Source organism: Bacillus sp. MUM 13 (genome assembly GCF_001866725.1).
Lineage (GTDB): Bacteria > Bacillota > Bacilli > Bacillales > DSM-1321 > Peribacillus.
This window is the reverse complement of record NZ_MLYQ01000016.1, coordinates 1-24,352: the sequence shown is the minus strand read 5'-3', so window position 1 is coordinate 24,352 and position 24,352 is coordinate 1. Positions and strand designations below refer to the sequence as shown.

At 41.9% G+C, this 24,352-nt stretch carries 16 protein-coding genes and 2 riboswitches; of the genes, 14 read left to right on the top strand and 2 right to left on the bottom strand.

From position 1 onward, the window contains the following. Positions 1–56 precede the first annotated feature (56 nt). Entirely contained in the window at positions 57–2,876 is a 2,820-nt protein-coding gene (gene esaA / locus BIV59_RS05455) for a type VII secretion protein EsaA (RefSeq protein ID WP_071350449.1), read from the top strand. Further along, a complete protein-coding gene (gene essA / locus BIV59_RS05450; RefSeq protein WP_071350448.1) occupies positions 2,866–3,363 on the top strand; it encodes a type VII secretion protein EssA in 498 nt (165 codons plus the stop codon). Before esaA ends, essA begins: the two co-directional genes overlap by 11 nt. A 330-nt stretch (positions 3,364–3,693) precedes the next feature. Here essA and BIV59_RS05445 read toward each other — a convergent pair whose 3' ends face one another. Together BIV59_RS05445 and wecB are read right to left on the bottom strand one after the other, a co-directional pair. Next, positions 3,694–4,281, bottom strand: a complete 588-nt coding sequence (locus BIV59_RS05445; protein WP_071350447.1) for an SMI1/KNR4 family protein — start codon at positions 4,279–4,281, stop codon at positions 3,694–3,696. Positions 4,282–4,633: 352 nt separating this feature from the next. Continuing rightward, positions 4,634–5,767, bottom strand: a complete 1,134-nt coding sequence (wecB, locus tag BIV59_RS05440; protein WP_071350446.1) for a non-hydrolyzing UDP-N-acetylglucosamine 2-epimerase — start codon at positions 5,765–5,767, stop codon at positions 4,634–4,636. A 326-nt stretch (positions 5,768–6,093) separates the two neighbouring features. Between wecB and BIV59_RS05435 the strand changes: the two genes are divergently transcribed. From BIV59_RS05435 to ptsG, 12 genes are all read left to right on the top strand, one after another. After that, complete coding sequence (locus BIV59_RS05435) at positions 6,094–7,293, top strand: glycosyltransferase family 4 protein (protein ID WP_071350445.1); 1,200 nt, start codon at positions 6,094–6,096, stop codon at positions 7,291–7,293. 11 nt (positions 7,294–7,304) lie between these two features. After that, a complete protein-coding gene (locus BIV59_RS05430; RefSeq protein WP_139194314.1) occupies positions 7,305–8,624 on the top strand; it encodes a glycosyltransferase in 1,320 nt (439 codons plus the stop codon). A gap of 67 nt (positions 8,625–8,691) precedes the next feature. Beyond that, positions 8,692–9,990, top strand: a complete 1,299-nt coding sequence (locus tag BIV59_RS05425; RefSeq protein WP_071350443.1) for a nucleotide sugar dehydrogenase — start codon at positions 8,692–8,694, stop codon at positions 9,988–9,990. A gap of 103 nt (positions 9,991–10,093) precedes the next feature. Continuing rightward, entirely contained in the window at positions 10,094–11,017 is a 924-nt protein-coding gene (locus BIV59_RS05420) for an LCP family glycopolymer transferase (protein ID WP_071350442.1), read from the top strand. Between the two features lie 161 nt (positions 11,018–11,178). Beyond that, positions 11,179–12,132 carry an AAA family ATPase gene (locus tag BIV59_RS05415; RefSeq protein ID WP_071350441.1) on the top strand — a complete coding sequence of 318 codons (954 nt, stop codon included), beginning with the start codon at positions 11,179–11,181 and terminating at the stop codon, positions 12,130–12,132. A gap of 38 nt (positions 12,133–12,170) precedes the next feature. Then, positions 12,171–13,340, top strand: coding sequence for a DUF58 domain-containing protein (locus BIV59_RS05410; RefSeq protein ID WP_170846089.1), 1,170 nt, complete (start codon positions 12,171–12,173; stop codon positions 13,338–13,340). Continuing rightward, positions 13,337–15,508 carry a transglutaminase domain-containing protein gene (locus BIV59_RS05405; RefSeq protein WP_071350439.1) on the top strand — a complete coding sequence of 724 codons (2,172 nt, stop codon included), beginning with the start codon at positions 13,337–13,339 and terminating at the stop codon, positions 15,506–15,508. The genes BIV59_RS05410 and BIV59_RS05405 overlap by 4 nt, the downstream gene beginning before the upstream one ends. A 57-nt stretch (positions 15,509–15,565) precedes the next feature. Next, positions 15,566–15,667, top strand: a riboswitch (purine riboswitch). A gap of 163 nt (positions 15,668–15,830) precedes the next feature. Continuing rightward, positions 15,831–17,351: a glutamine-hydrolyzing GMP synthase gene (guaA, locus tag BIV59_RS05400; RefSeq protein ID WP_170846090.1), complete on the top strand. Its 1,521-nt coding sequence runs from the start codon at positions 15,831–15,833 to the stop codon at positions 17,349–17,351. Between the two features lie 239 nt (positions 17,352–17,590). Beyond that, positions 17,591–19,147, top strand: a complete 1,557-nt coding sequence (locus BIV59_RS05395) for a hypothetical protein (protein WP_240501856.1) — start codon at positions 17,591–17,593, stop codon at positions 19,145–19,147. 143 nt (positions 19,148–19,290) lie between these two features. Continuing rightward, positions 19,291–19,392: riboswitch (purine riboswitch) on the top strand. A gap of 97 nt (positions 19,393–19,489) precedes the next feature. Continuing rightward, positions 19,490–20,824, top strand: coding sequence for an NCS2 family permease (locus tag BIV59_RS05390; protein ID WP_071350437.1), 1,335 nt, complete (start codon positions 19,490–19,492; stop codon positions 20,822–20,824). A gap of 170 nt (positions 20,825–20,994) precedes the next feature. Next, a complete protein-coding gene (glcT, locus tag BIV59_RS05385) occupies positions 20,995–21,837 on the top strand; it encodes a glucose PTS transporter transcription antiterminator GlcT (protein WP_071350436.1) in 843 nt (280 codons plus the stop codon). Positions 21,838–22,030: 193 nt separating this feature from the next. Next, a complete protein-coding gene (gene ptsG, locus BIV59_RS05380; RefSeq protein ID WP_071350435.1) occupies positions 22,031–24,100 on the top strand; it encodes a glucose-specific PTS transporter subunit IIBC in 2,070 nt (689 codons plus the stop codon). Positions 24,101–24,352: the final 252 nt, after the last annotated feature.

Here is a 24,352-nt window from a genome sequence, read left to right as displayed (position 1 = left end):
TAGTAACAAATGAGTATTGAAAGTATTGATAGTTTACAGGAAAGCAGGTGCATAGAGTGTCTGGAAAAATGAAGCCACTGATCCTAGTCGGAAAAATATTGGTGATTTTGATTCTTCCGGTTTTATTCTTTTCTTATGTTGGAGAAAATCCAATGAAAAATACGGAAAAGGCTTCACGCCAAATTGCTGTCGTTAATGAAGATGCAGGAGCAGAATTCAATAAAGAATCCCTGAATTTCGGAGATAAAGTATCCGGGGTTTTGAACAAGGATTCACAGTATAAGTGGGAAAGCGTGAACAGAAGCCTTGCAGAGGAAGGGTTGGAGAAAAAGAAATATGATGCTGTCATTTATATGCCTTCCGACTTTTCTAAAAACATTTTTACCTTTAATGAAAAAGATCCTGTAGAAGCAGGCGTCAATTATGAAATTCAATCTGACTTAAATGCAGAGAACATTGAAAAGGTTCAAAAGGAACTGGAAATGGCCAAGAATAAAATGAATACGAAAGTATCCACGTTATATTGGAGCTATGTTTCCCAGTCAGTTGAAGATGTGCGCAAAAAATTCAGCAAAATACTAGAAAAGGAGATTGCCTTCCAGCAGTCTATGTATAATTTTTATACACCGAACTCAAAAAAGCTGGCAGGGGAAATAGATCAGCAGAAGAAAATGCTTGAGGGTGTGTTCGCTTCTACAAAAGAAGCGGGCAAGTCCACAGGGCAAACTCTGAAAAATATTGATGATGCCAAAACGAAGGTCGCATCCTTTATCGAAGACGTTAATTTATATCAAGAGTATCAAAATCAGCAGGCGAATCTATTTCAGCAGACATCCGCTGAAAATCAGCAGCTGCTGCAGACAGGCATGAGCCAGTACAATACAGCACTGAATGATGAAACACAGAAGATCAGCGATGGGCAAAAGGATCCAAAGCCAAGCTTTGATAACAACGGTGAGGATATGGATCAGAATGTCACTGAAATTGAAGGGAAGATTTCAGACAGTACAGAACAGCTGAAAAAGATATCTGAGGACTTAGCGAATTCAAGCGGCGGGCAGCTGAATGATTTCATTAGTACGGTCATGAAGCAGTACAAACAAAAATCAGTAAATGCTTCATTGGATGAAATGGAGAAAAAACTTGGGCCATTGCATGAAAAAATACAAAATGCATCGCCGGGCACACCAGGAACACCTGACCCGCAGGTTCCTGTTCCAGATCCGCCCCCTGCTCCAGATCCGGCAAACCCCGGGGACATCACTCTTACGGGATTAAAGGATCAGATTGCCATTTTAAAGAAAAGTCTAGAAGCAGTTAAGCCCGAGGAGCAGCCGGAGAACTGGGCTGCCATTAACGAAACGATTAAAAATCTTGAGGCCAATTTGGAAAAGGTAGAGGGAGAGGTACATCAGCAGGCTGATGGCCAAAAGAAGCTGGAAGTGAATTATAAAGAGCTCCTTGCTTCTCTAAAAGCACAGGCTGAAGAAGAAGAAGGGGATCCGGTTCCGGTTCCTGCAGATGCCCAAGAACAAACCGTCAAAAACATCAAGACAAAGGAAAAAAATATACTCGAATCTTCTGTGCTGTCAGAGGATAGAAAAAATGTGCTCGCCGGAATTTTTCAAAATGAAATCAAAAGCACCAATATGGAAGATTTGTTGGCATACAGCGATATGCTTTCCGCCTATCAGGCAATCCAGGAGAAAGCCGGTAATTCGGACGATGCACTAATGAAGAGCATTGTGGAAAACCAGGAAGGTTTCAAGGATTCTCCTTATCTGGCAGCAATGAATAAATCATTAGAGGACGTCAAGAACAACTCAGCAAGCATAGAAGGAGTCGGCAAGGATTTTGGAAGCTTCTCTAAATCCCTGGATTCATTCATTTCACAATACGATCAAAATGTAAGTGATCAGCAGACTGCAATCCAAAATGAGCTTGGTGCAATCATAGAAAGCGCTGATCAGGTTTCGGCAAACCTTACGCAAAATACAAAAACCCTTGAAATGGAGTCCATTCCGGTGGGAAGCCTTAACGGGGAGTTTATGCTGACTGTTCAGGATTCAACCGCGAGTGAAGTCAGCACAATAACGGATTTGGTGAATTCCCTGGCTGATCGCCAAAATCAGGTGACAGACTATACCAATGAGCTTCAGACAAAGGTAGGCTCTGTTCAGAAGAAGGCTGATGAATTAAATAATAACTGGGCACTGAATGTAGGCTCTACGAAGAAAGTAAAAGGTGATGTTTATAATATTCTTGGCAATACCATGATTGATGACCAGCAAAATGGCTATGTCTATGATTACCTTGCAAATCCGGTCAAAGTCAGCGGTGAAGCGCAGGTTCAAAAAGCGTCATATGCTCCTCCGGTACTCATGCTTATCATTATATTGATAAGCGGGCTGTTAATAGGATTCTTCCTGCACCATTATTCAAGCCTGCCGGTTCTGGTTCATATCGCACTGTTTCTCATGCTGAATCTAATTGTCGGATTGGTCATCAGCATTTATGGATTGAAAATTTATCCGCTTCATGATGTACAGGCGCTTAAGTGGACAATCTTCACTATCCTGCTGCTGATGGCAGCGTCAGGCATTATCCGCCTTGCATTCTTTATCGGACCTTTCATCGGGTCCTTGCTTGCAGCAGCGCTTATTGTCTTCTTTGTCACTCCGGCACTTGATTTGATTATGCCTAATTTCTCGGTTAGCCATCCGGTTTCGAATGTTTACCTGTCCATCCAATATGGAGATCAGTCTTCCTTCCTTCCGGCAACTCTGATATTGGCGGCAGCGGTCATCATCGCGTCTGTCATTCCATATATCTTGAATCGGAGACAGGAAGACCAGGAACTGGCACATGAAGCGTAATATAACGGTCCTCATTTTCGCCTATTTGTTCATGTATCCGCTGCACGGATTCGCTGAAGTAGGGGATCCGGCAGTAAAGCCAAATGTGTACCATGAAAAAAAGATCGAGCTGAATACAAATTTTCAGGAAGATTCGACTAAAAAGTATGCTCTGCCGGAAGAACAAAAGGCACTGACATTTGAGAAGAAACCTGATGAGCAGGTTATCGAAATTAAATCGGAGCTTTTTAAAAAAGAACAGAAAGATAATAGTTCAATACAAGCAAAAGTAAAGCAATTGAAGCTTTTTGAAAAGAATGATGCAGCAATTGATACGGCTTCTATGCAGGAGGGACAGACGGAAAATGAGCAAAGTTTTTCCTTCAGCCTTACCCTTTTGCTGGGCATCATTCTTTTACTGGCTGTCATCATTTTGTTCTTCATCCTTGTTCCAAGAATGATGTCAGGACAGCAAACGGAAAGTAACAGGAAAAACAGTAAGCGTTAGTCTGGAATAATGATTTAGTTGCAGATATAAAAAAGTATCATAAGGGTTTTGTGTGAATTCATATGTGAATTCACTTTTTTTATTGAGTTAAAATCAATCCTTTTTGCAACTTTTTCTATGGCTGATTGGAGCAAAGGGTGCCTCATTCCACGCAGTAATCAATTCCTTGTTCTGGACAGCAAGATGGGGTGAGGTGTAAAACTAAGCAGTTCAGTTTTGAAGTAGAAAAAGTTAATTAGCGCCTAAAATCGGAAGACCATTTATAAGTGCAAATTGCAAAAAAAATGCAAGGTTTTAATCACCTTGCGTTTTTGTGTTGCTTTGTTGTTCTTAGTAGTCAATTTCTTCCCAAGTTTCTTTTAGATTTTCATTTGATTGTTTAAGAAGTTCTGTAAAGTTTTCTGCTACAAAATATACAAAGTCAGGGTCATGGATATAAGAAATAATCTGACCTTCTTTACCTTCTTTTGAAGGATCATAGTCAAGCATTAAGTATAAACTTCCACCAGCCAATGTTGCGAATGGTATCCACCTTTCATTTCTAAGATAGGGTTTAATTCTGTTATCCAAGTCTTCCAATTCTTCTTCATCATAGTGTTCACTCATTAACTCTTCTTCATCAAAGTAAGATTCTTTTTCATCTATTATTTCATCTGCCGAAAACAAATAAAAAGGTTCAATATTTTCATTTCCACAGTTTGGATAAAGAATGTGAAAATGATATCCACTTCCATTTTTGTGTTTATAAAAATCCCTAAAGTCCTGTGGCAGTTTTATCCCAAACTTTTCTTCGATGTTATCTAATTCTTGATCACTCGCACCTTTTATTTGCTTATAATTATTGAGTTCTTCTTCTCTATCTTCGCTTACTTTTTCATCCAATAGTTTCTCTAATATTTCGATTTGTTCTTTTAACATCTATTTTTTCACTCCTGCACATTTTTTTGATTTCACTAGTTTTTGGGAATCCTTATTATTAAATATATCTTCAACTATATACCATAATTTAGAAAAATCCATATACTTTAACTTTCAAAATTATTATTGCTATGTCTTTTGAATCATACGAAGAAAGATCAGTTGTGCTATAAGGATAATAGGTTCATTTTGAATGAAAATTAACATACCAACTCGACTATAAACCTTGATATCCAAGGGGAATTAAAAGTCCAATTCAAATGCGAATTGGACTAAAGATTGTTGTGCTATTTCAATTTTTCTACCTTAAAACTTGAACTACTATTGTAAAAACTCCACCCCTTTTTTTCTGTTAAAAAGTCAGAACACCAGCTTCTGGCCGTTTTAGTTCCTTCAGCAGAATTTCAGAAATCCTTCGGGAAGCGAAACCGTCTCCGTAGGGATTCGAGATTTTAGCCATTGCATCGTGTTTTTCTCTGTTTTGAAGCAATTCACTGGCAAGCGAGAAAATCTGGTTTTCCTCAGTCCCTGCCATCAGCAGTGTTCCTGCATCAATTCCTTCCGGGCGTTCAGTCGTATCGCGTAGAACCAGCACAGGAACGCCCAGTGACGGGGCTTCCTCTTGTATGCCCCCGGAATCTGTCATAATCAAATGCGCCCGTGCTGCAAAATTGTGAAAGTCAATGACTTCTAATGGTTCTATTAAATGAACCCTGTCCAATTTACCGAGAATATCAGCAGCAATCTTGCGTACAATCGGATTTTTATGTACAGGATAAACAACTTGAACATCGGGATAGGCTTCTGCGAGACGCTTTGCGGCGCGGAATATGTTTTCCATCGGTTTCCCTATATTTTCGCGGCGGTGCGCCGTCATAAGAAGGAGCCGGTCATTTCCCAGTCCTTCAAGGATCGGGTGCTTATAATTTTCCTGTACCGTGTATTTCAGTGCATCGATAGCGGTATTGCCAACAATGCGGATGCTTGCTTCCGGTTTATTTTCCGCTAGAAGATTATCGGCCGCACGCCGTGTTGGTGCAAAGTGGAAATCAGCCAGTATCCCTGTGAGCTGGCGGTTCATTTCCTCGGGATAAGGAGAAAGCTTATTTCCGGTGCGGAGTCCTGCCTCCACATGGCCAACAGGGATTTTGTGATAAAATGCAGCAAGACTTGCGATGAAGGTCGTCGCAGTGTCTCCGTGAACAAGGACAATATCCGGCTTTGCCTCTTCTAAAACTCCATTCAGCTTAGTTAGTCCCCGTGTTGTTATATCCATTAATGTTTGCTGGTTTTGCATAATATTTAAATCATAATCCGGAGAAATTCCGAAAAACTTCAAAACTCCGTCAAGCATGTCCCGGTGCTGGGCAGTAACCGTGACAATGGTTTCGATTTCCGGATACTTTTGCATTTCTAAAACTAAAGGAGCCATTTTTATTGCTTCTGGCCGTGTGCCGAATATAGTCATAACTTTTAGCTTTTTCATAGCTGAACCCTCTCTCTCATGATATGTATGTATTATCGTTACTGCCTTTTCGTAAATTCCCCGCAAACTGCCTCGAGACGAATACCAGAGGAAGCTTGGATTGGCTTCATTATATAAGAACAGGATGGCAGGATTAGCTCTTTGCACCAATCTACACACAAACTTTACGAGAACCCCGATATCTTAATTATCCGTTAATAACCCCAACAATCCGTTAACAACTCTAGTGAAATCTTTATTTTACATTCATATGCTCTCAATATTCTGATTTTATAATAAAAACCAGAACATGATTAATCCAAATGGAGATTGGGTGATTTGAGCAAATGAAAAGTGTGCTGATGATTGTCCAGAATTTTTACCCCGAAATAGGCAGTGCGGGCAATAGGCTGAAAAATGTCTATCTTAACCTGAAGCAGAATGGCTATGATGTGACCGTTTTGACCATGAAGCCGAGCTATCCGAATCAAAATCTATATCAGGATGAACAGTTTTGGGATGAAAAGGACATAGAAAAAGATATTGTAAGGCTTCAGCCGGGGAAGATCAAAAGCTACACGAGCAGCAAGTGGAATCGCCTTTTTCATTATATGGAAACCATGATTCTATTTATTTGGAAGGTTATGACCCTTAAGAAAAAGTATGATTACGTGTTTGTATCCACACCTCCCATCTTCCCGAGTGTGGCTGGAATGATCGCAAAGAAGAAAATGAAGGCTTCCCTCATCACAGATGTAAGAGATTTATGGCCGGAGTCGCTTATCGGAGTAGGCGTTTTTGCGAATAAGCGAATTTTAAAAATTGCCTATTTGTTCGAGAAGATGCTTTTTCAGCATAGCGACAAAATTATCATCAACAGTCCGGGATTCCGTGAATATATCGTGTCAAAGGGTGTAGGCGATGACAACATACAATTCATCCCGAACTCTTTAACAGCTGAAGAGATCGACATTAGAAAAACCCTTCCGCCCCTGTCAGAAAAAAGAATTAAGGTAATTTATACAGGTAACATCGGGCTTGCCCAGGATGTCAGCAAGCTGATAGAAGTGGCAGAAAAACTCAAGACACATATCTTTATAGAATTTACGATCATCGGATACGGATTCAGAAAGAAAGAGATTGAGGAAGCTATATTAAAAAAAGGTCTCCGGAATATCAAGCTGATTGATGCGAGAAATCGGAGGGTGACCCTTCAGGAAATATCCTCCTCTCATATCGCTTATGTAAGTCTTGTGGAGAAGGATGTGTTTCATAAAGTGCTTCCCGGCAAAATCATTGATTATATGTGCGTTGGGAAACCGATTGTGGGTGATGTGGCAGGGCGGGCACAGGAAATTATCGGAGAAGCGCAATGCGGGCTTGTTGCAGAGGAAAGAAATGTTGAACAAATTTGCCGGCATATCCTTACACTTGCGGAAAATAAGCAGCTCCGCAAGGCATATGGGGAGAATGGCTATCAATATGCCAAACAGCATTTTCAGTGGAATCAAAATATACAAGGCTTGCTGAATATCTTAGAAGCTTAACTTGGAGGAAAATCATGTCTAAAAAGGTATGTATGTTCGTTTGGAACCATTTCACGAATGATGCAAGGGTCCTGCGGTCATGCTCGGCATTGTCCGAATCAGGGTATGACGTGAGCCTCGTAGCCATTCATGACTGGAAAAATGAGGTGCTGCCGAAGCGTGAACAGCATAAAAACGGGTTTCGCGTCATTCGTGTCAATAACAGAAGCACAGCATTAAATAAGGTGCTCAGGGGTTTCCGCCAGCTGAAAAAAAGAAAGATTGAGTTGCTTGTACTCTTTCTGCTTATCCTGAATATCCTTGCAAGCCTCCGGGTCATAACGACTCTGCTTCAAGCGGCCTTATGCACAAGCGTGATTCTTATTGCGGCACTTGCAGCATTTATTATGACAAAAACCAAGCTTCCAACCATGATGGTACGAGCCCATATATTCACCCAGATGGTCAGGGAAGGAAGAAAACAGAAATTTGATTATTACCACAGCAATGATTTAAATACCCTGATGCAGGGTGTGCTGAGTGCCAAGCTGTTTCGCCGGAGAAAGCTGATTTATGATTCGCATGAAGTACAGACGAGCAGGACCGGCTATAACAGCAAAATGTATGGCATCATGGAAAAATTCCTGCTGGGCTTTGTGGATGAAATGATTGCGGAAAACCATACAAGGGCGAAATACAATGAAGAATTATATGGCATCTATCCGAATGTGGTGCATAACTACCCAATACCGCAGAAGCCGGAACAAAGTTCATCGGTAAACCTTCACGATATGCTGGGGCTGCCGAGGGAAGAACCCATTCTGTTATATCAGGGAGGCATTCAAACTGGCAGGGGGCTGGAAAAAATCATCGAGGCAGTTCCGCTGATGAAACGCGGCACCGTTGTTTTTATCGGAGATGGCAGAATCAAGCCGCTGCTTGAGAATATGGTTCATGAAAGAAATCTTGGAGACAGAGTGAAATTCATCCCGAAGGTTCCGGTGGATGAACTGCTTCACTACACAAGAAACGCCTACTTAGGTTTTCAGGTGCTGAATAATGTGTGCTTTAATCACTATTCTGCCTCATCCAATAAATTATTTGAGTATATGATGAGCGGAGTACCTGTCGTTGCATGCAGTTTTCCGGAGATTCAAAAAGTAGTAGAGCAGGAAAATATCGGAGTTTGTGTGGATTCTCATGAACCTGCCTCTATTGCAGAGGGAGTCAATTATCTCCTGGAGCACCCCATGGAAAGAGAGGCTATGAGCAGCAATTGTCTGGAAGCACGGCACAATTATAATTGGCTGAAGGAAAAAGAGATATTCATCGAAATTTACGAAACAGCATGAGCCTAAGCTGAACATTTTTAGAGAAAACAAGTTTTCTAAAATATAATTGAACAGGAGCTGTCAGATTATGAAATTATGTACAATGGGATTAGGATATATTGGTTTGCCTACATCAGTAATGTTTGCGAAACACGGTGCAGAGGTAGTAGGTGTTGATGTTTTTCCTGAAATCGTAAATAAACTGAATAACGGACATCTTCATATTGAAGAGCCTGGGCTTTATGAGCTTCTTCAGGAAGTGTCGGAAAACGGCAGGTTCCATGCCTCTCTTGAACCGGAAGCTGCGGATGTATTCTTAATTGCCGTCCCGACTCCTAATAAAAAGGACGAACATAAATCATGTGATCTGACCTATGTCCTTCAGGCAACAGAGCGAGTGCTGCCATATGTTAAAAAAGGAAATGTGATTATTATAGAATCCACGATTGCTCCCCGCAGCATGGATGACTATGTAAAACCGATTGTAGAAAAAGCCGGCTTTAAAGTGGGACAAGATGTATTCTTGGTTCATTGTCCTGAACGTGTTCTTCCGGGGCAAATCTTTCATGAGCTTGTCTACAATAACCGGATTGTGGGCGGCATGACGGAAGCCTGTGCAGAAGCAGGGGCCAAGGTTTACGAAACATTTGTGAAGGGCGAAATTATCCGTACAGATGCCAAAACAGCTGAAATGTCTAAATTAATGGAAAATACGTTCCGTGATGTGAATATTGCTCTTTCGAATGAATTAGCGAAAGTTTGCTTCGACCTTGATATTAATGTACTTGATGTTATTTCAATGGCCAACAAGCATCCGCGTGTGAATCTTCATCACCCTGGGCCTGGAGTAGGCGGACATTGTCTGGCTGTTGATCCTTATTTCATCGTTGCCAAATCACCTGAGCTTGCTAAGATCATTCAGCTTGCGCGTGAAACTAATGTCTCTATGCCGGACTATATTGTCGACCGGGTAAAAATGCTGCTTGGGGATATTCGATATCCAAAGGTTGCGGTATTCGGCCTTCCTTATAAAGCGGATGTGGATGATCTGAGAGAAAGTCCGGCTATAGAAGTTGTCAACAAATTGATGAGTGAGGGAAATATAGAAGTCTCTTTCCATGATCCGCATGTGCAGCCGAGTAAAATGCCTGTTGTGTCGGCAGAAAACGCAGTAAAGGATGCGCATCTTCTGCTGATTTTAACCGACCATAGCGAGTTTAAAGGCATGGACTATGACAAGCTTGCGGGAAGTATGGCACAAAAAGTGATCCTTGATACGAGGAATTGTATAAATGCTGCTGAGTTTGAAAAGATTCAAGTGGTGAATTTGGGAAATATGCACGAATATAAAACCTATCAGCAGAAAAGAATATCGCGCGCCATCTGAGTCCCTTCTGATTTCTGTTAATATGCCACGGAGGAACACTGTATCTGCAGTGTTCCTTCCTTCATGAGTGCAGCATCCATCACAGTAAAGGAAAAATAAAAATATGAGAAGAAAAAAGAAAAGCAAATTAAGAATAAAAAGAGTCTTTTTGTTCCTGGCGGCATGTATGGCAGCTGCCGCGTTATGCCTCGGAGTAAAGGTATATTCAGAAGTGGGCAGCACAACAAAAGCCATTCATAAGTCCATTAAACAAAGCGATAAGCGCAAGGGGAAAGTGGATGTTAATGAAAAGCATCCATTCTCTGTTCTTTTAGCCGGAGTGGATGAACGAAAAGGAGATACAGGGAGATCCGATTCTTTGCTAGTCATTACGGTAAATCCTGAAAAAAACACCACGAAAATGCTGAGTATTCCCAGAGATACACGAACGGAAATTATAGGGCATCATACGGTGGATAAAATTAACCATGCTTATGCTTTTGGAGGCATTCAGATGACCATAGATTCCGTGGAAAACCTGCTCGACATTCCAATCGATTACTATGTGCAGGTAAATATGCAGGGATTCAAGGATATTGTAGACTCCGTAGGCGGGGTCACGGTCAGCAATGATTTTGAATTTACGTACAAGGGCGTGCATTTTGCCAAAGGAACCATTTACTTATCAGGGTATGATGCCCTTATTTATACAAGAATGCGCCATGAGGACCCGCGCGGAGATTTTGGGCGTCAGCTTCGCCAAAGAAAAGTCATCAAAGCAATCGTTAGCGAAGGAACCAAGGTTCATACCCTTACACATTATGACGAAATCATGAATGCCATTAAAGGAAATATAAAAACAAACCTGACATTAAACGAAATGCTTGAGATTCAGAAAAACTATAAAGACGCGGCCCGTTCTATAGAAGAACTTCAATTGCACGGAGAAACACAAAAAATAGAAGGCCTGGATTATCAGATCGTCTCCCCTAGAGAAAGGGATGAGGTGTCTTCGGTATTGAGAGGGCACCTGCAGCTGAAGCATTAAGCACTAATGAAAAAATCTTCCTCTTAACAGGAAGATTTTTTTCGTCACATCGATTGAAATGCGAGCGGAATTAAAGGTAAAAAAAGGGATTTTGTGTTTTGGAGTCGAATAGGATAACAGTTTAGCATTTTAATTTCTATGGCTTCCACAGGAGGGAACGTATGGCATATACACAGTATCATTCTAAGCTTGAGAAGGTGCTCCGCAACATTGAAAAAGTAATTATCGGAAAAAGAGAAATTGCAGAGCTTAGCCTGGTTGCCCTGCTTGCTGACGGCCATGTTTTATTGGAGGATGTGCCTGGCGTGGGGAAAACGATGATGGTCCGGGCCCTTGCCCGTTCAATTTCGGCAAGCTTCAAACGAATCCAATTTACTCCTGACCTGCTTCCGTCCGATGTGACAGGAGTTTCGATATTCAACCCGAAAGAACAGGAATTCATTTTTCGTGCAGGCCCAATCATGGGAAATATCATTTTGGCAGATGAAATCAACCGGACTTCGCCTAAAACACAATCAGCCTTATTGGAAGCGATGGAAGAGGCCAGTGTGACAATAGACGGAGAAACAAGAAAGCTCGAGAAACCCTTTTTTGTCATGGCTACCCAAAACCCGATTGAGTACGAGGGTACATATCCGCTTCCTGAAGCCCAGCTGGATCGTTTTCTTTTAAAACTGAAAATGGGATATCCGAGCGCTGAGGATGAAGTCGAGGTCCTTAACCGCGTCCAATATGTGCCGCCCATTGAAGAGCTGGAGCCAGCCATTACGCTTGAAGAGCTGCGTGAGCTGCAGAATGAGGCAAAGGCAGTGCATATTGATGAAACAATCAAAAGATATATCGTAGAGCTGGCCGCAAAAACAAGGAGCCATCATAGTGTTTATCTTGGGGCAAGCCCGAGGGGTTCAATCGCATTGATGAAAGCTTCCCAGGCGTACGCCTTGCTTCAGGGCAGGGATTATGTCCTTCCGGATGATGTACAATATCTAGCCCCTAATGTATTTGCCCACCGCATTATCTTAAAACCGGAGGCGAGATATGAAGGGAAAAGCTCTGAAGGCATCATGAAAGAGATTGTCAGAATTGTTCCGGTGCCAGTAAAAAGGTTTGTGTAGCTTCCATGAGAAAAATACTGCGAAGATTGGGTTTTTATATGAAACTACCGAGTCTCATACTCATTGCTGCGGCATCCTTTGCTTTCGCTATGTTTCAGGGAGGCTTTGTCAGCTGGTTCCTTTTTTATACGTTTCTTCCGTTTGCGGTTTACCCGATTATCCTGTTTTTCTATCCTATGAAGGATTTCAAGGCGGAAAGACTCGTAAGCAGAGCAGAATGCATAGCCGGCGAAAATATAGAGATCAGCATCAAAATTACCCGCAGGAGCCGCTTTCCTTTATGTTATTTATTAGTAGAGGAGATGCTGCCGTGTAAGCTTTCTGCAGGCGGACAGAGCGCGAAAGCCATTGTTTTTCCTCTTTTCAAAAAGGAAATCACCCTTTATTATTCTTTTGAAAATATGATCAGGGGAGAGTATCATCTTCAGGAAATCCGGGTCCGGACCGGGGATATTTTCGGGTTTTTTGAAAAGGAGGAATCCTTCGAACTCCGCCAGAAGCTTCTTGCGCTGCCAGCCTATTACGATCTTCCGTACAGGCAGCTTGAAAACTTCTTTGACCAGGGTCTGGCAGGGACAACAAAAAAGCTCCAAAGGGAAAATTCGGTAGTAAGCGGAATCCGCGAATATCAGCAGGGTGACCAGCTTTCCTGGATTAACTGGAAAGCCACCGCAAGGACGAATAAAATTATGACAAAAGAATTTGAAGAGCAAAAAAATCATGATTTATTCATTATCCTGGATGAAGGGCCGTCCGATTTCTTTGAAGAATTAGTATCGTTTACAGCTTCTTTTGCCCATTCAGTCCTTAAAAAAGGCATCCAAATTGGTTTTCTTGGAACGAATGAAGAGATTATCTTGCCTGTCAGGGGAGGAGACATTCAGCGGCAGAAAATCCTCTATCAGCTGGCAAAGGCTGAAGGAGGCCAATCTGCTTCATCAGTCCGGGTTTTTGATATGAATAAAGCGATGCTGCCTCCGAATGCTGTTTTGGTTTATATCACGTCCGATCTTACGGATGCGTCCATTGAATTACTGGAATCCTATAAAAGGAACATGGCTGCAGCAGTCTTTTGCCTGAAGAAAGATCCTTTTATAACAGAATATGAAAATAGGCTTCGTCACGCTGCATTTAAAAGAGGTATCAAAGTAAGCTTTATGGAACACAGCCATTTGGAAGAAGGGTTATCCGGGGTGATTGCACAATGAGGCATAATAGCCGGCTCGAAAACTTTACGCATTTACTGTTATATGCTTTTGGCATCCTGCTTTTATGGGAATGGCTGAGGCCTGTCGATGAGCTTACGAATACCGACAATATTTCGATTTTCATTCTTTTCGCAGGGCTTTCTCTTTTGCTTCACTACTTCAAGACGCATATTCTTCTGAGGTTTACTATCCTGATTGCTTATATTGCTGCTGCTCTGCATTATTTTTATTCCAATGTCCCATTTTTTGATCCAAGCTGGGTTTTTGGGTATATCACAGAATTTTACAGAAGCCTCACAATTGTTTTTCAGGCAGACTGGCAGATGCTGAGTGACCCATTCAGGACATTTCTATTGTTCATTCTGCTTTGGCTGGTCACTTATTTAATTCATTATTGGGTTATGGCGAGAAATAGCATCTTTCTGTTTTTCTTTGTCACAATTGTCTTTTTGGCTGTAGCCGATACCTTTACTCCATATGATGCGAAAAATAGCATTGTACTCTTAATCATCATTGGCTTTGTCATGATCGGGCTGCTCAGGCTTGTCCGTCTGACAAGAGTAGAAAAACTAAGACTGTCACCGGCATCCGTCAAAAGGTGGACAGCCGCGATTGCGGCCATGGTTGCAATAAGCGCATACATGGGCTTTGCCCTTCCGAAATTCAAGCCCCAATGGCCGGATCCTGTGCCATTCATTGTTTCTCATTCCAATAAGGCAGGAGTGGACGGGTCAGGAGGGCCGCATAAAGTGGGATACGGAAAAAACGACTCCCGGCTTGGAGGAACGGTCAAAGAGGATGATTCAGTTGTTTTTTACAACGATGCTAAAAGCAGCCATTATTGGAAGGTTGAAAATAAATCATTTTATACAGGCAAGGGCTGGATAAATCAAAAAATACCTAGGCATGTTTCAATGTTCGCAAATAACAAGGTAATATCGTTTCCCGGCAATAAAGACAAAGTCGAGCGAGTCCGCTTATCGGTTAAAGAAACACACGAACATATCCTGATGCCGGAAGCCAGCCAATTATTAAAAGTGAACGCACCGGATGGAGTGTTATACCGCCATGATGATAGTGAAGACCGTGTGGAGGCCATAAATGAGAAGGGTGAAAAACTTTACCTGGATAATTACGATGTGGAATACGTTCCGCGTGAGTATGACATTAAAATGCTGAGAATGGCTGTAAATCCTGCAGAACTGTATACGGATGAATTGCAGCTTCCGGATAGCTTGCCGGAAAAAATCAGAGACCTGGCCATTTCGATTACCAAAGATAAAACAAATCTTTATGACAAGGTGAAAGCCATTGAGGACTATTTTGACGGCCCGGAGTTTACGTATGACAAGCAAAATATCCCGTACCCGTCTGAAAATCAGGATTATGCGGAACAATTCCTTTTTGAAACAAAGAGGGGATATTGTGATAATTTTTCCACAGCCATGGCCGTCATGGTGCGCTCGATCGGTATTGAAGCAAGATGGGTAAAAGGATATACGGAAGGAACGATGGTGCAATATAAAGGGAAATCTCAGTATAAGGTAACAAATGATAATGCTCATTCATGGGTGGAAGTATTTTTCCCCGGAAGCGGCTGGGTGCCTTTTGAACCGACCAAGGGCTTTTCCTCAAGCGCGTCTTTTTTTGACTCTGCTGTACTGAAAACCCAAAATGATAAGCAGGTGGTTACTCCTCAAACAAAAGCGAAGGCTGCACAAAAGACACCGCCGAAGCAGGATCTCCTGCGGGAGGATAGCCCTTCAAAGACTGCTGTTCAAAAAGAAAGCTGGCTGAAGAATAATAGCAAAATTGCATGGGCCGCTGCTGCAATTGTTTTGTTCTTTGCAGTGATTGCTGTGCTGACATGGAGGAAATGGCTGCCGCATCTTCTCATTTTTGTATACAGAAGGAAGGCAGGCGGCGAAACGTTTGCACAGGCGTATCATGTGCTGCTTAAGCAGCTGGACAGGTCAGGGATGAAGAGGCCGGCTGGACAAACATTGAGGGAATACGCCGCGTATGTTGATTTTGTATATGGTACAGAAGCCATGAAGATTATGACAGAAAGATATGAGAAGCTTGCCTACAGGGGTGACAGCGATGCCGGTGACTTTGAAGAATATCAAGAATTATGGGAAAAATTAATTAAAGAAACTGCCTCTTGACCAGCTTTTTGTTCCCTTGTTACAATGAACTCGTACAATTGTATTAAAATTATAGTAATAAAATTTAATAGTGTCCTTCGTATATCCTCGATAATATGGTTCGAAAGTTTCTACCAAATCACCGTAAATGATTTGACTATGAAGGCAGGATCTTTGATATATCATGACAGGATTCTGCCTTTGTATAATTTTACGAAGGCAGAATTCTGTTTTTTTATTTATTTCAGCACATTTTAAAGAAGAAAGACCTGTTTTTAAAATGTGAAATACATCAATTGAGGTGACGACTGTGCCGGGTAAAAAAGAATTGCAGCAGCAGGAAATGATCGTAGTATTAGATTTTGGCAGCCAGTACAATCAGTTAATTACACGCCGTATACGTGAAATGGGAGTATACAGCGAGTTGCATCCGCATACCATTACACTTGAGGAAATCAAAGAAATGAATCCGTCGGGGATTGTTTTCTCAGGAGGCCCGAACAGTGTATATGATGCTTCCGCTTTTGGGTGTGATGAGAGGATCTTTGATCTTGGCCTTCCCATCCTAGGAATATGCTATGGCATGCAGCTGATGACCAAGCACTTTGGCGGCAAGGTAGAACGTGCTAAAAACCGTGAATATGGAAAAGCCGTACTTAAACTCCAAAATCAGTCTGCTTTATACAAGGGTCTTCCTGAGGAACAAATTGTGTGGATGAGCCATGGAGATTTAGTTGTGGAAACTCCAGAAGGCTTTACGGTTGATGGAATCAATGCTTCCTGCCCGATTGCTGCAATGAGTGATGAAGCAAGAAAGCTATATGCTGTTCAGTTTCATCCTGAGGTCCGCCATTCTGTACATGGAAATGAAATTCTCAAAAATTTCGTTTTCGAAGTTTGCGGCTGTGAAGGCGTTTGGTCCATGGAAAACTTTATTGAAATTGAAACAGAAAAAATCCGCCAGGCGGTCGGAGATAAAAAGGTATTATGTGCATTGAGCGGCGGTGTGGATTCTTCGGTCGTTGCTGTACTAATCCACAAGGCAATCGGCGATCAATTAACGTGTATTTTTGTTGATCACGGCCTTCTCCGTAAAGGCGAAGCAGAAAGTGTAATGAAGACCTTCAGCGAAGGGTTCCATATGAATGTCATCAAAGTGGATGCGCGCGACCGTTTCATGAGCAAGCTTGAAGGTGTATCAGATCCTGAGAAGAAGCGTAAAATCATCGGCAATGAATTCATCTATGTATTCGACGATGAAGCAACAAAACTTGAGGGAATCGAGTTTCTTGCGCAGGGCACTCTTTATACGGATATCATCGAAAGCGGGACGGCAACAGCTCAAACCATCAAGTCCCACCATAATGTAGGCGGTCTGCCTGAGGATATGCAATTTAAGCTGATCGAGCCGCTGAACACCCTGTTTAAGGATGAGGTGCGCGCGCTGGGAACGGAGCTTGGCATATCTGATGAGGTAGTCTGGCGCCAGCCTTTCCCGGGTCCGGGACTTGGGATCCGCGTTCTTGGCGCAATTTCTGAGGACAAGCTTGAGATTGTGCGTGAATCAGACTTCATCCTTCGGGAAGAAGTTAAAAAGGCTGGACTTGAGCGGGAAATCTGGCAGTACTTTACCGTGCTTCCTGATATCCGCAGTGTCGGAGTAATGGGGGATGCCCGTACCTATGACTATACAATCGGCATCAGGGCTGTCACTTCCATTGACGGAATGACCTCTGACTGGGCAAGGATACCGTGGGACGTTCTTGAAATTATCTCAACTAGGATTGTCAATGAAGTTCCGCACGTAAACAGGGTTGTGTATGATATTACGAGCAAGCCGCCTGCGACGATTGAGTGGGAATAAGGTAAGCTTCCACAAAGCAGCTGCCTGCATTACCATTCAAGCAGAATCATCTTAAAAATGGAGCGCCCCAATAAATGGGGTGCTCCATTTTTAGTTTGAAACCGAGATAGAAACGATAAAAATAAAAGAATTATTTAATTGAATAACATCCCAAAAAGTATATGATAGAATCAGCAAATCTGCTGCTGGGAAGCCTAAGGCAGATCGGAAAAGTTAAAATGGAGGAGAGAAGACAGATTATGTTCGTCCAAAAACTGCATGAAATTCTTGATAAACAAAAAGCGGAAGGATATGTGCCTGCGATCCGGAGCAGCTTGTTTTTTGTTTATGCATGTAGCATTATGTTATTTTTCACCAAGACCTCTCCGCTTTTTTCCTTTAATCCCTGGGTGGACTCGAATGCTTTTTTTACAATGGGAAAAGGAATGGCCAATGGTTTAGTTCCATACAGAGATTTATTTGAGCAAAAAGGACCGCTGCTTTATTTTTATCACGAAATTGCGTACTTTATTTCAAATACAAGCTTTACTGGGGTGTATATGCTGGAGTGCATCTTTTTGTTTTTCAGCATGGTGCTTATGTTTAAACTTTCATCCTTGTATGCCGGCAAAAGAACCTCAGCTATCATTGCTGTGTTGTTCCCGGCACTCATCCTGAACGAGAATGCCTTCTTATCCGGTGACAGTGCTGAGGAATTCTGCATCCCCTTTTTATTATTGCTTCTCTACTCGGTGCTGAAGCATTTCAGGTTAAAACGAGAGACTTTTTCAACAGGCTTTTATCTGGTGAATGGATTATCAATTGGTGCTGTGCTGTGGACGAAATATACACTCCTTGGAGCATGGATCGGCTTTTATCTGGTGATTGCTGTCATCTGCATTTATAAAGGGAAGTGGAAAGAATTAATCCAGGCAGTTGTATATACAGCTTCCGGACTCGTCATTGCCTCGGTTCCATGGATTGGCTATTTTGGTATGCATCATGCCCTGCACTCGTTATTTTCCGTGTACTTTATTTTTAATATGGTGTCTTACCCTTCCGAATATGGCTTTTTAGGCAAACTGCTTCACTGTGCCATAAATATCGGCAAGGCATTTGGCAGAAACCCGGCAGCGCTGGTGCTTACTTTGGCGGGTTTTATTGATTTTATGTTCACGAAAAAGTATCTTAAACAACCTTCTGGCAAGCTGATGCTTTTTAGTATCATATTGTTTTTGCTGCTTGGCGTCTATTATGGAGGAAGAGATTATTATTATTACTTTTTGATCATTACGCCATTATCAGGATTAGGGCTAATTACGATTGCAGGCCTGCTGAAGAGGGTGTCCTTTTTTCAATCGTTAAATAAAGACTACATGTTTCTAACATATGTCTTTTTTACAGCTCTCGCGATTGCCGTCTGCTTTTCTGTGAATCACAACATCCTCGGATCCAAATTTTATGTGAAGGAACGCAGTCCGCAGGAAAATTTTGCGGAAATCATGAATTCCTCCTCTCATCCCACACTGCTGAATTATGGTTTTTTGGACGGAGGATTTTACCTAAAAGCGAATATTGTCCCAACTATCAAGTACTTTGAAAGGCAAAACATCAGCTATGATATCTTTCCTGAGAATATGAATGAACAAAATCGGTATCTGAGGGAGAAGAAAGTCCGCTTTGCAGTGGTGAGAACATTCCCTGGTGTTCCTGCAGAAAGGCTTAGAATCCCGTATATCCATCAAAATTACCGGGTGGTTGCAGAACAGCCGGATCATGAGCGGATTTTCAAATATGTTTTGTTTCAGGCAAAATGAAACGGGAGGGAAGGCTGTAACTTTAATTAATTTTTTTGGATAGAGGTCTTCAAGTCTGAATACGAATGATGGGAACTAAATTCGGTTTAACATTCGTTTTAGCAGTTGACGAAAAAAATTAGTTTTGTTATTATAAAGGTGAAATCATAATAATATATGTTCGTCGTATAATATTGGGGATATGGCCCAAAAGTTTCTACCGAGCTGCCGTTAACAGCTTGACTACGATGTGATTGAAAAGGCTGAAGTCTATGCCCTTTTCTATTTCCATTTACAGTCAAGCCCCGTTCGGTTATAGAATGGGGCTTTTTTATGCGACGTGCCAATCAGAGGAGATTAGGTATGAAAAAATATTTTCAATTTGAAGAGCTGGGAACCAGCTATCGCCGGGAGATCCTTGGAGGCTTAACTACCTTCTTATCCATGGCATATATTCTGGTTGTAAACCCGCTGACGCTTTCCTTGAACAGCGTAAAGGATTTCCCGTCCGACCTAAGAATGGATTACGGAGCAGTATTTGTGGCAACGGCCCTTGCTGCGGCAATCGGCACCATGCTGATGGGCCTCATAGCCAGATACCCGATAGCGCTGGCGCCGGGTATGGGACTGAATGCATTCTTTGCCTACACAGTGGTCCTGACGTACGGGATCCCTTGGCAGACTGCCTTAACCGGTGTTTTCATCTCTGGTGTCATATTCGTTCTTCTGACGATGTCGGGAATCCGGGAAAAAATCATTAATGCCATTCCGGCTGAGCTTAAATTTGCAGTCGGAGCCGGGATTGGGTTATTTATAACGTTTGTAGGATTTCAAAATGCTAAAATCATCGTTAATAACGATTCAGTACTTGTAGGATTAGGCGATTTAACAAACCCGCAGACGCTTTTAGCGGTATTTGGGATAATTTTAACGGTTATTTTGCTTGCTAGAGGCATTCACAGCGGTATATTTATTGGAATGGTCATCACCGCAATTGTTGGGATGATTTTCGGTTTAATTGACCTTCCGCATCAGGTGGTTGGAGCGGTGCCAAGCCTTAAGCCGACCTTTGGAGCAGCCTTCCAGGCATTTGGGGATCCGGCACATAAGTTATTTACCGTTCAGATCCTGGTTGTTATCCTTACTTTCTTGTTTGTTGCTTTCTTTGATACAGCAGGTACACTCGTAGCTGTTGCCCAGCAGGCAGGACTCATGAAAGGGAATGTGCTTCCAAGAGTAGGAAAAGGACTTTTTGCAGATTCTCTTTCCATCGTAATCGGTTCAATACTTGGCACAAGTACAACGACATCTTATGTGGAGTCTACAGCTGGTGTTGCAGCTGGAGCGCGTACGGGGTTTGCTTCAATCATTACAGGATTGCTATTCGTTTTATCCATATTCTTTTTCCCGCTGCTTTCAGTGGTTACATCGGCCGTTACTGCACCAGCGCTAATAATTGTGGGTGTCCTGATGGTAGCATCACTCAAGAAAATTGACTGGGAAAAATTCGAAGTTGCTGTTCCTGCATTTTTCACCGTCATTGCAATGCCGATGACATACAGCATCGCAACAGGAATTGCTGTAGGATTTGTCTTCTACCCAATCACCATGCTTGTGAAGGGAAGAATCAAAGAAGTCCATCCTATAATGTTTTTGTTATTCTGTATATTTATCCTCTACTTCATTTTTTTGGTATAATAATTGAATGGATCACATTGAAAAAGGAATCCTGCCGGGCAGGGTTCTTTTTTTTGCAAAAAAAGAAGAAACAGCTTTTAGAGCGAGCGCCTAATTTTAATAGTTGCTTTCCTTAAAGCAGATAGTCTAACATGTACTCATACTACAAGGGACAAAATGAGGGAACAAACATGCCGGAAATTATAATTAACAAGGTGCTGAATAATAATGTAGTCATTGCTTCCCATCCGGATCATGGGGAAGTTGTGATGATAGGGAAGGGTATAGGCTTCAATAGAAAGAAAAATGATGAAATCGAACTGAAGTCGGCGGAGAAAATGTTCGTTTTGAGAAATGAAAAAGAGCAGGAAAACTATAAAAAGCTGCTTCCAGAGATGAATGAAAATCTGCAGGCGGCCATTATTGAAGTGCTCGAATTGATCAGCAGCAAAGTTCGCGGCAACTTAAACGAACATATTCATGTCGGCTTGACGGATCATCTGCTTTTCGCCTTGACCCGTGTAAAAAATGGCATGGAAATTAAAAATCCGTTTCTAGTCGAAACCATCACCCTTTATCCTTTTGAATTTGAAATAGCCAAAGAAGTTATAGACTTAATCGAAGAGAAGACAGGAATTGGGCTGCCTGAAGGTGAAATCGGATTCATTACCTTGCATATACACAGTGCCATCACCAACAAAAATTTATCTGAAGTTAACCAGTATTCCCAGCTGGTTTCCCATCTGATTTCTGTTGTGGAGGACCAGTTCGGGTTTTTGATAAATAAAGAAAGCGTAGATTACATGAGGCTGGTCCGCCATTTGAGATTTACCATTGACAGGGTGCTTGCCGGTGAGATAGTAGAAGAGCCGGAAAAAATAACTTTACTCTTGAAAGAAGAATACCCTCTGTGTTATAATCTCTCGTGGAAGCTAATAAAAATCATGCAAAAGCAGTTAAAAAAGCCAGTCTTCGATGCCGAAGCGGTATATTTAACAATGCATCTACAACGTTTACAAAAGAAAATTAAATAAACGAACCGATAACTTTACGTGTTACTGATTCGATCAGGCATAAGTAAAGATTGCGATTGAATGTCAGGCGTTTGGGTATATTAAGACCCAGAGCCATACATCCATGCTTTCTTTGCTTATGCTTTTTTGTTTATTTTATTTTAATGTAACCGTTTTATTAGTTGATTAAAAAATTTAATAGGGGGTTTGCGTTTTGTTCAAGAAATTATTTGGAGTTCTGCAAAAGGTTGGTAAAGCACTAATGCTTCCAGTTGCAATCTTGCCTGCAGCCGGTATTCTTCTGGCGTTTGGTAATGCACTGCAAAATCCTACTTTGTTGGATATTGCTCCTTTCTTGCATAGCCATGGTGTTGAAATGGTTGCATCAGTCATGGAGAATGCGGGAAATATTATTTTCAGTAACCTTTCCTTGCTGTTCGCTGTAGGGGTAGCGATCGGCCTGGCAGGAGGAGACGGAGTTGCGGGATTAGCAGCAATCATCGGTTTCCTTATCATGAACGTAACAATGGGTACAGTTCTTGGAATTGAGCCCGGCGACATCAAAGGAAGCCAGGAATATGCAAGTGTGCTTGGAATTCCAACTTTATCCACAGGTGTATTCGGCGGTATTATCGTCGGTATTATTGCAGCCTTTATGTACAATAAATTCTTCCGTATCGAATTGCCGTCTTACTTAGGCTTCTTTGCAGGAAAACGTTTTGTTCCAATCGCTACAGCTGCCAGTGCGGTAATATTAGGATTGATCATGATCGTGATTTGGCCGCCTGTACAGCACGGCTTAAATTCATTTTCACAAAATATGCTTGGTGCGAACCTTACATTATCAGCATTCATTTTCGGTTTAATTGAAAGATCATTAATACCATTCGGCCTTCATCATATTTTCTATGCGCCTTTCTGGTTTGAATTTGGAACCTATACAAACCATGCCGGAGAAGTCGTTAAAGGTGATCAGGCTATCTTCATGAACGAAATTAAAGATGGTGTGCAAAACCTTACTGCAGGAACGTTCATGGCAGGTAAATTCCCATTCATGATGTTCGGATTGCCAGCGGCAGCGCTTGCGATCTATCATGAAGCACGCCCTGAAAGAAAGAAAATTGTCGGCGGTCTTATGGCCTCTGCGGCACTGACTTCTTTCCTTACTGGTATCACAGAACCGCTTGAATTTTCATTCTTATTCGTAGCTCCGGTTCTATTCGGAATTCACGCAGTATTTGCAGGTCTTTCATTTATGACTATGCACCTGCTTAATGTAAAAATCGGTATGACATTCTCCGGGGGATTAATTGACTATGTATTATTTGGTCTTCTTAACCCGCAGACAAACGCATGGCTTGTAATTCCGGTTGGTTTAGTATTTGCTCTTATCTACTACTTCGGTTTCCGTTTCGCAATCCGCAAGTTCAATCTTAAAACTCCAGGACGCGAAGATGCAACTGAAGAAGATGAAGGTGAAACAGCGCCTGCGGGCAAAAACGCTGGTACCCTTCCTGGAGACATCCTTCAGGCAATGGGCGGAAAAGAAAATATCGCTCACTTGGACGCATGTATCACACGTCTTCGTGTTTCTGTTAACGACGTGAAAGAAGTAGACAAAAATAGATTGAAAAAATTAGGGGCAGCTGGTGTCCTGGAAGTCGGCAACAACATCCAGGCAATCTTCGGACCTCGCTCTGAGACCATTAAAGGTCAAATGAAAGATATTATGGACGGAAAAACTCCTGTTGCAGTTGAAACAGTTCCTGAAAAAGAAGTAGAACACCAAATTGAAGATGTCGTTCCAGGCGCTCTTCAAACAGACGGAGAGGAAGAGGTTTTCGTTTCTCCGATCAAAGGCGAAATCAAACCGATTACTGAAGTTCCAGATCCGGTATTCGCTGAAAAAATGATGGGTGACGGATTCGCAATTCTTCCTTCTGAAGGCACGATCGTTTCACCGGTTGATGGAACAATTGTCAACCTATTCCCTACCAAGCATGCTCTTGGAATTGTATCTGATGGAGGACGCGAAGTACTGATTCACGTTGGTATCGATACAGTTAAATTAGAAGGAAAAGGATTCAACGGCCTTGTTTCCCAGGGAGATAAAGTCAAAAAAGGACAGCCGCTGCTAGAGGTTGATCTTGAGTACGTGAAAAACAATGCTCCTTCTATCATTACACCTATTGTCTTTACAAACCTGAAAGAAGGCCAGGCGGTGAAGATTGAGAAAACAGGTCAAGTAGATAGAGAAGAAAAAAATATTATTTCTATAAAATAAATTCTGCAAGGACGCCGGGTCTCTACTATAGAGGCCCGGCTTTTTCTTTGCTGTTTGTAGATTTATGTGAAAAAATGTAATAATTTTACATAATTTTATTGCGTAAATAACATTGACTTGAAGAGGCTAGGGTGATAATATCTAAAACATACCTCACAGACATAAAATATATTTTTATGAAAGTGTTGACACCGGAATGAATCTGGTGGTAAGATGTAAAAGTCGCTTACGGGATAAACGACAGATTGCTCT

Excerpts from the sequence above, each read along its gene's own strand:
- BIV59_RS05435 (WP_071350445.1), top strand. The coding sequence starts at position 6,094 with ATGAAAAGTGTGCTGATGATTGTCCAGAATTTTTACCCCGAAATAGGC.
- wecB (WP_071350446.1), bottom strand. The coding sequence starts at position 5,767 with ATGAAAAAGCTAAAAGTTATGACTATATTCGGCACACGGCCAGAAGCA.
- BIV59_RS05395 (WP_240501856.1), top strand. The coding sequence starts at position 17,591 with ATGTTCGTCCAAAAACTGCATGAAATTCTTGATAAACAAAAAGCGGAA.
- BIV59_RS05410 (WP_170846089.1), top strand. The coding sequence starts at position 12,171 with ATGAAACTACCGAGTCTCATACTCATTGCTGCGGCATCCTTTGCTTTC.
- BIV59_RS05445 (WP_071350447.1), bottom strand. The coding sequence starts at position 4,281 with ATGTTAAAAGAACAAATCGAAATATTAGAGAAACTATTGGATGAAAAA.
- BIV59_RS05390 (WP_071350437.1), top strand. The coding sequence starts at position 19,490 with ATGAAAAAATATTTTCAATTTGAAGAGCTGGGAACCAGCTATCGCCGG.
- BIV59_RS05425 (WP_071350443.1), top strand. The coding sequence starts at position 8,692 with ATGAAATTATGTACAATGGGATTAGGATATATTGGTTTGCCTACATCA.
- BIV59_RS05415 (WP_071350441.1), top strand. The coding sequence starts at position 11,179 with ATGGCATATACACAGTATCATTCTAAGCTTGAGAAGGTGCTCCGCAAC.
- BIV59_RS05420 (WP_071350442.1), top strand. The coding sequence starts at position 10,094 with ATGAGAAGAAAAAAGAAAAGCAAATTAAGAATAAAAAGAGTCTTTTTG.
- guaA (WP_170846090.1), top strand. The coding sequence starts at position 15,831 with ATGATCGTAGTATTAGATTTTGGCAGCCAGTACAATCAGTTAATTACA.
- glcT (WP_071350436.1), top strand. The coding sequence starts at position 20,995 with ATGCCGGAAATTATAATTAACAAGGTGCTGAATAATAATGTAGTCATT.
- essA (WP_071350448.1), top strand. The coding sequence starts at position 2,866 with ATGAAGCGTAATATAACGGTCCTCATTTTCGCCTATTTGTTCATGTAT.
- BIV59_RS05405 (WP_071350439.1), top strand. The coding sequence starts at position 13,337 with ATGAGGCATAATAGCCGGCTCGAAAACTTTACGCATTTACTGTTATAT.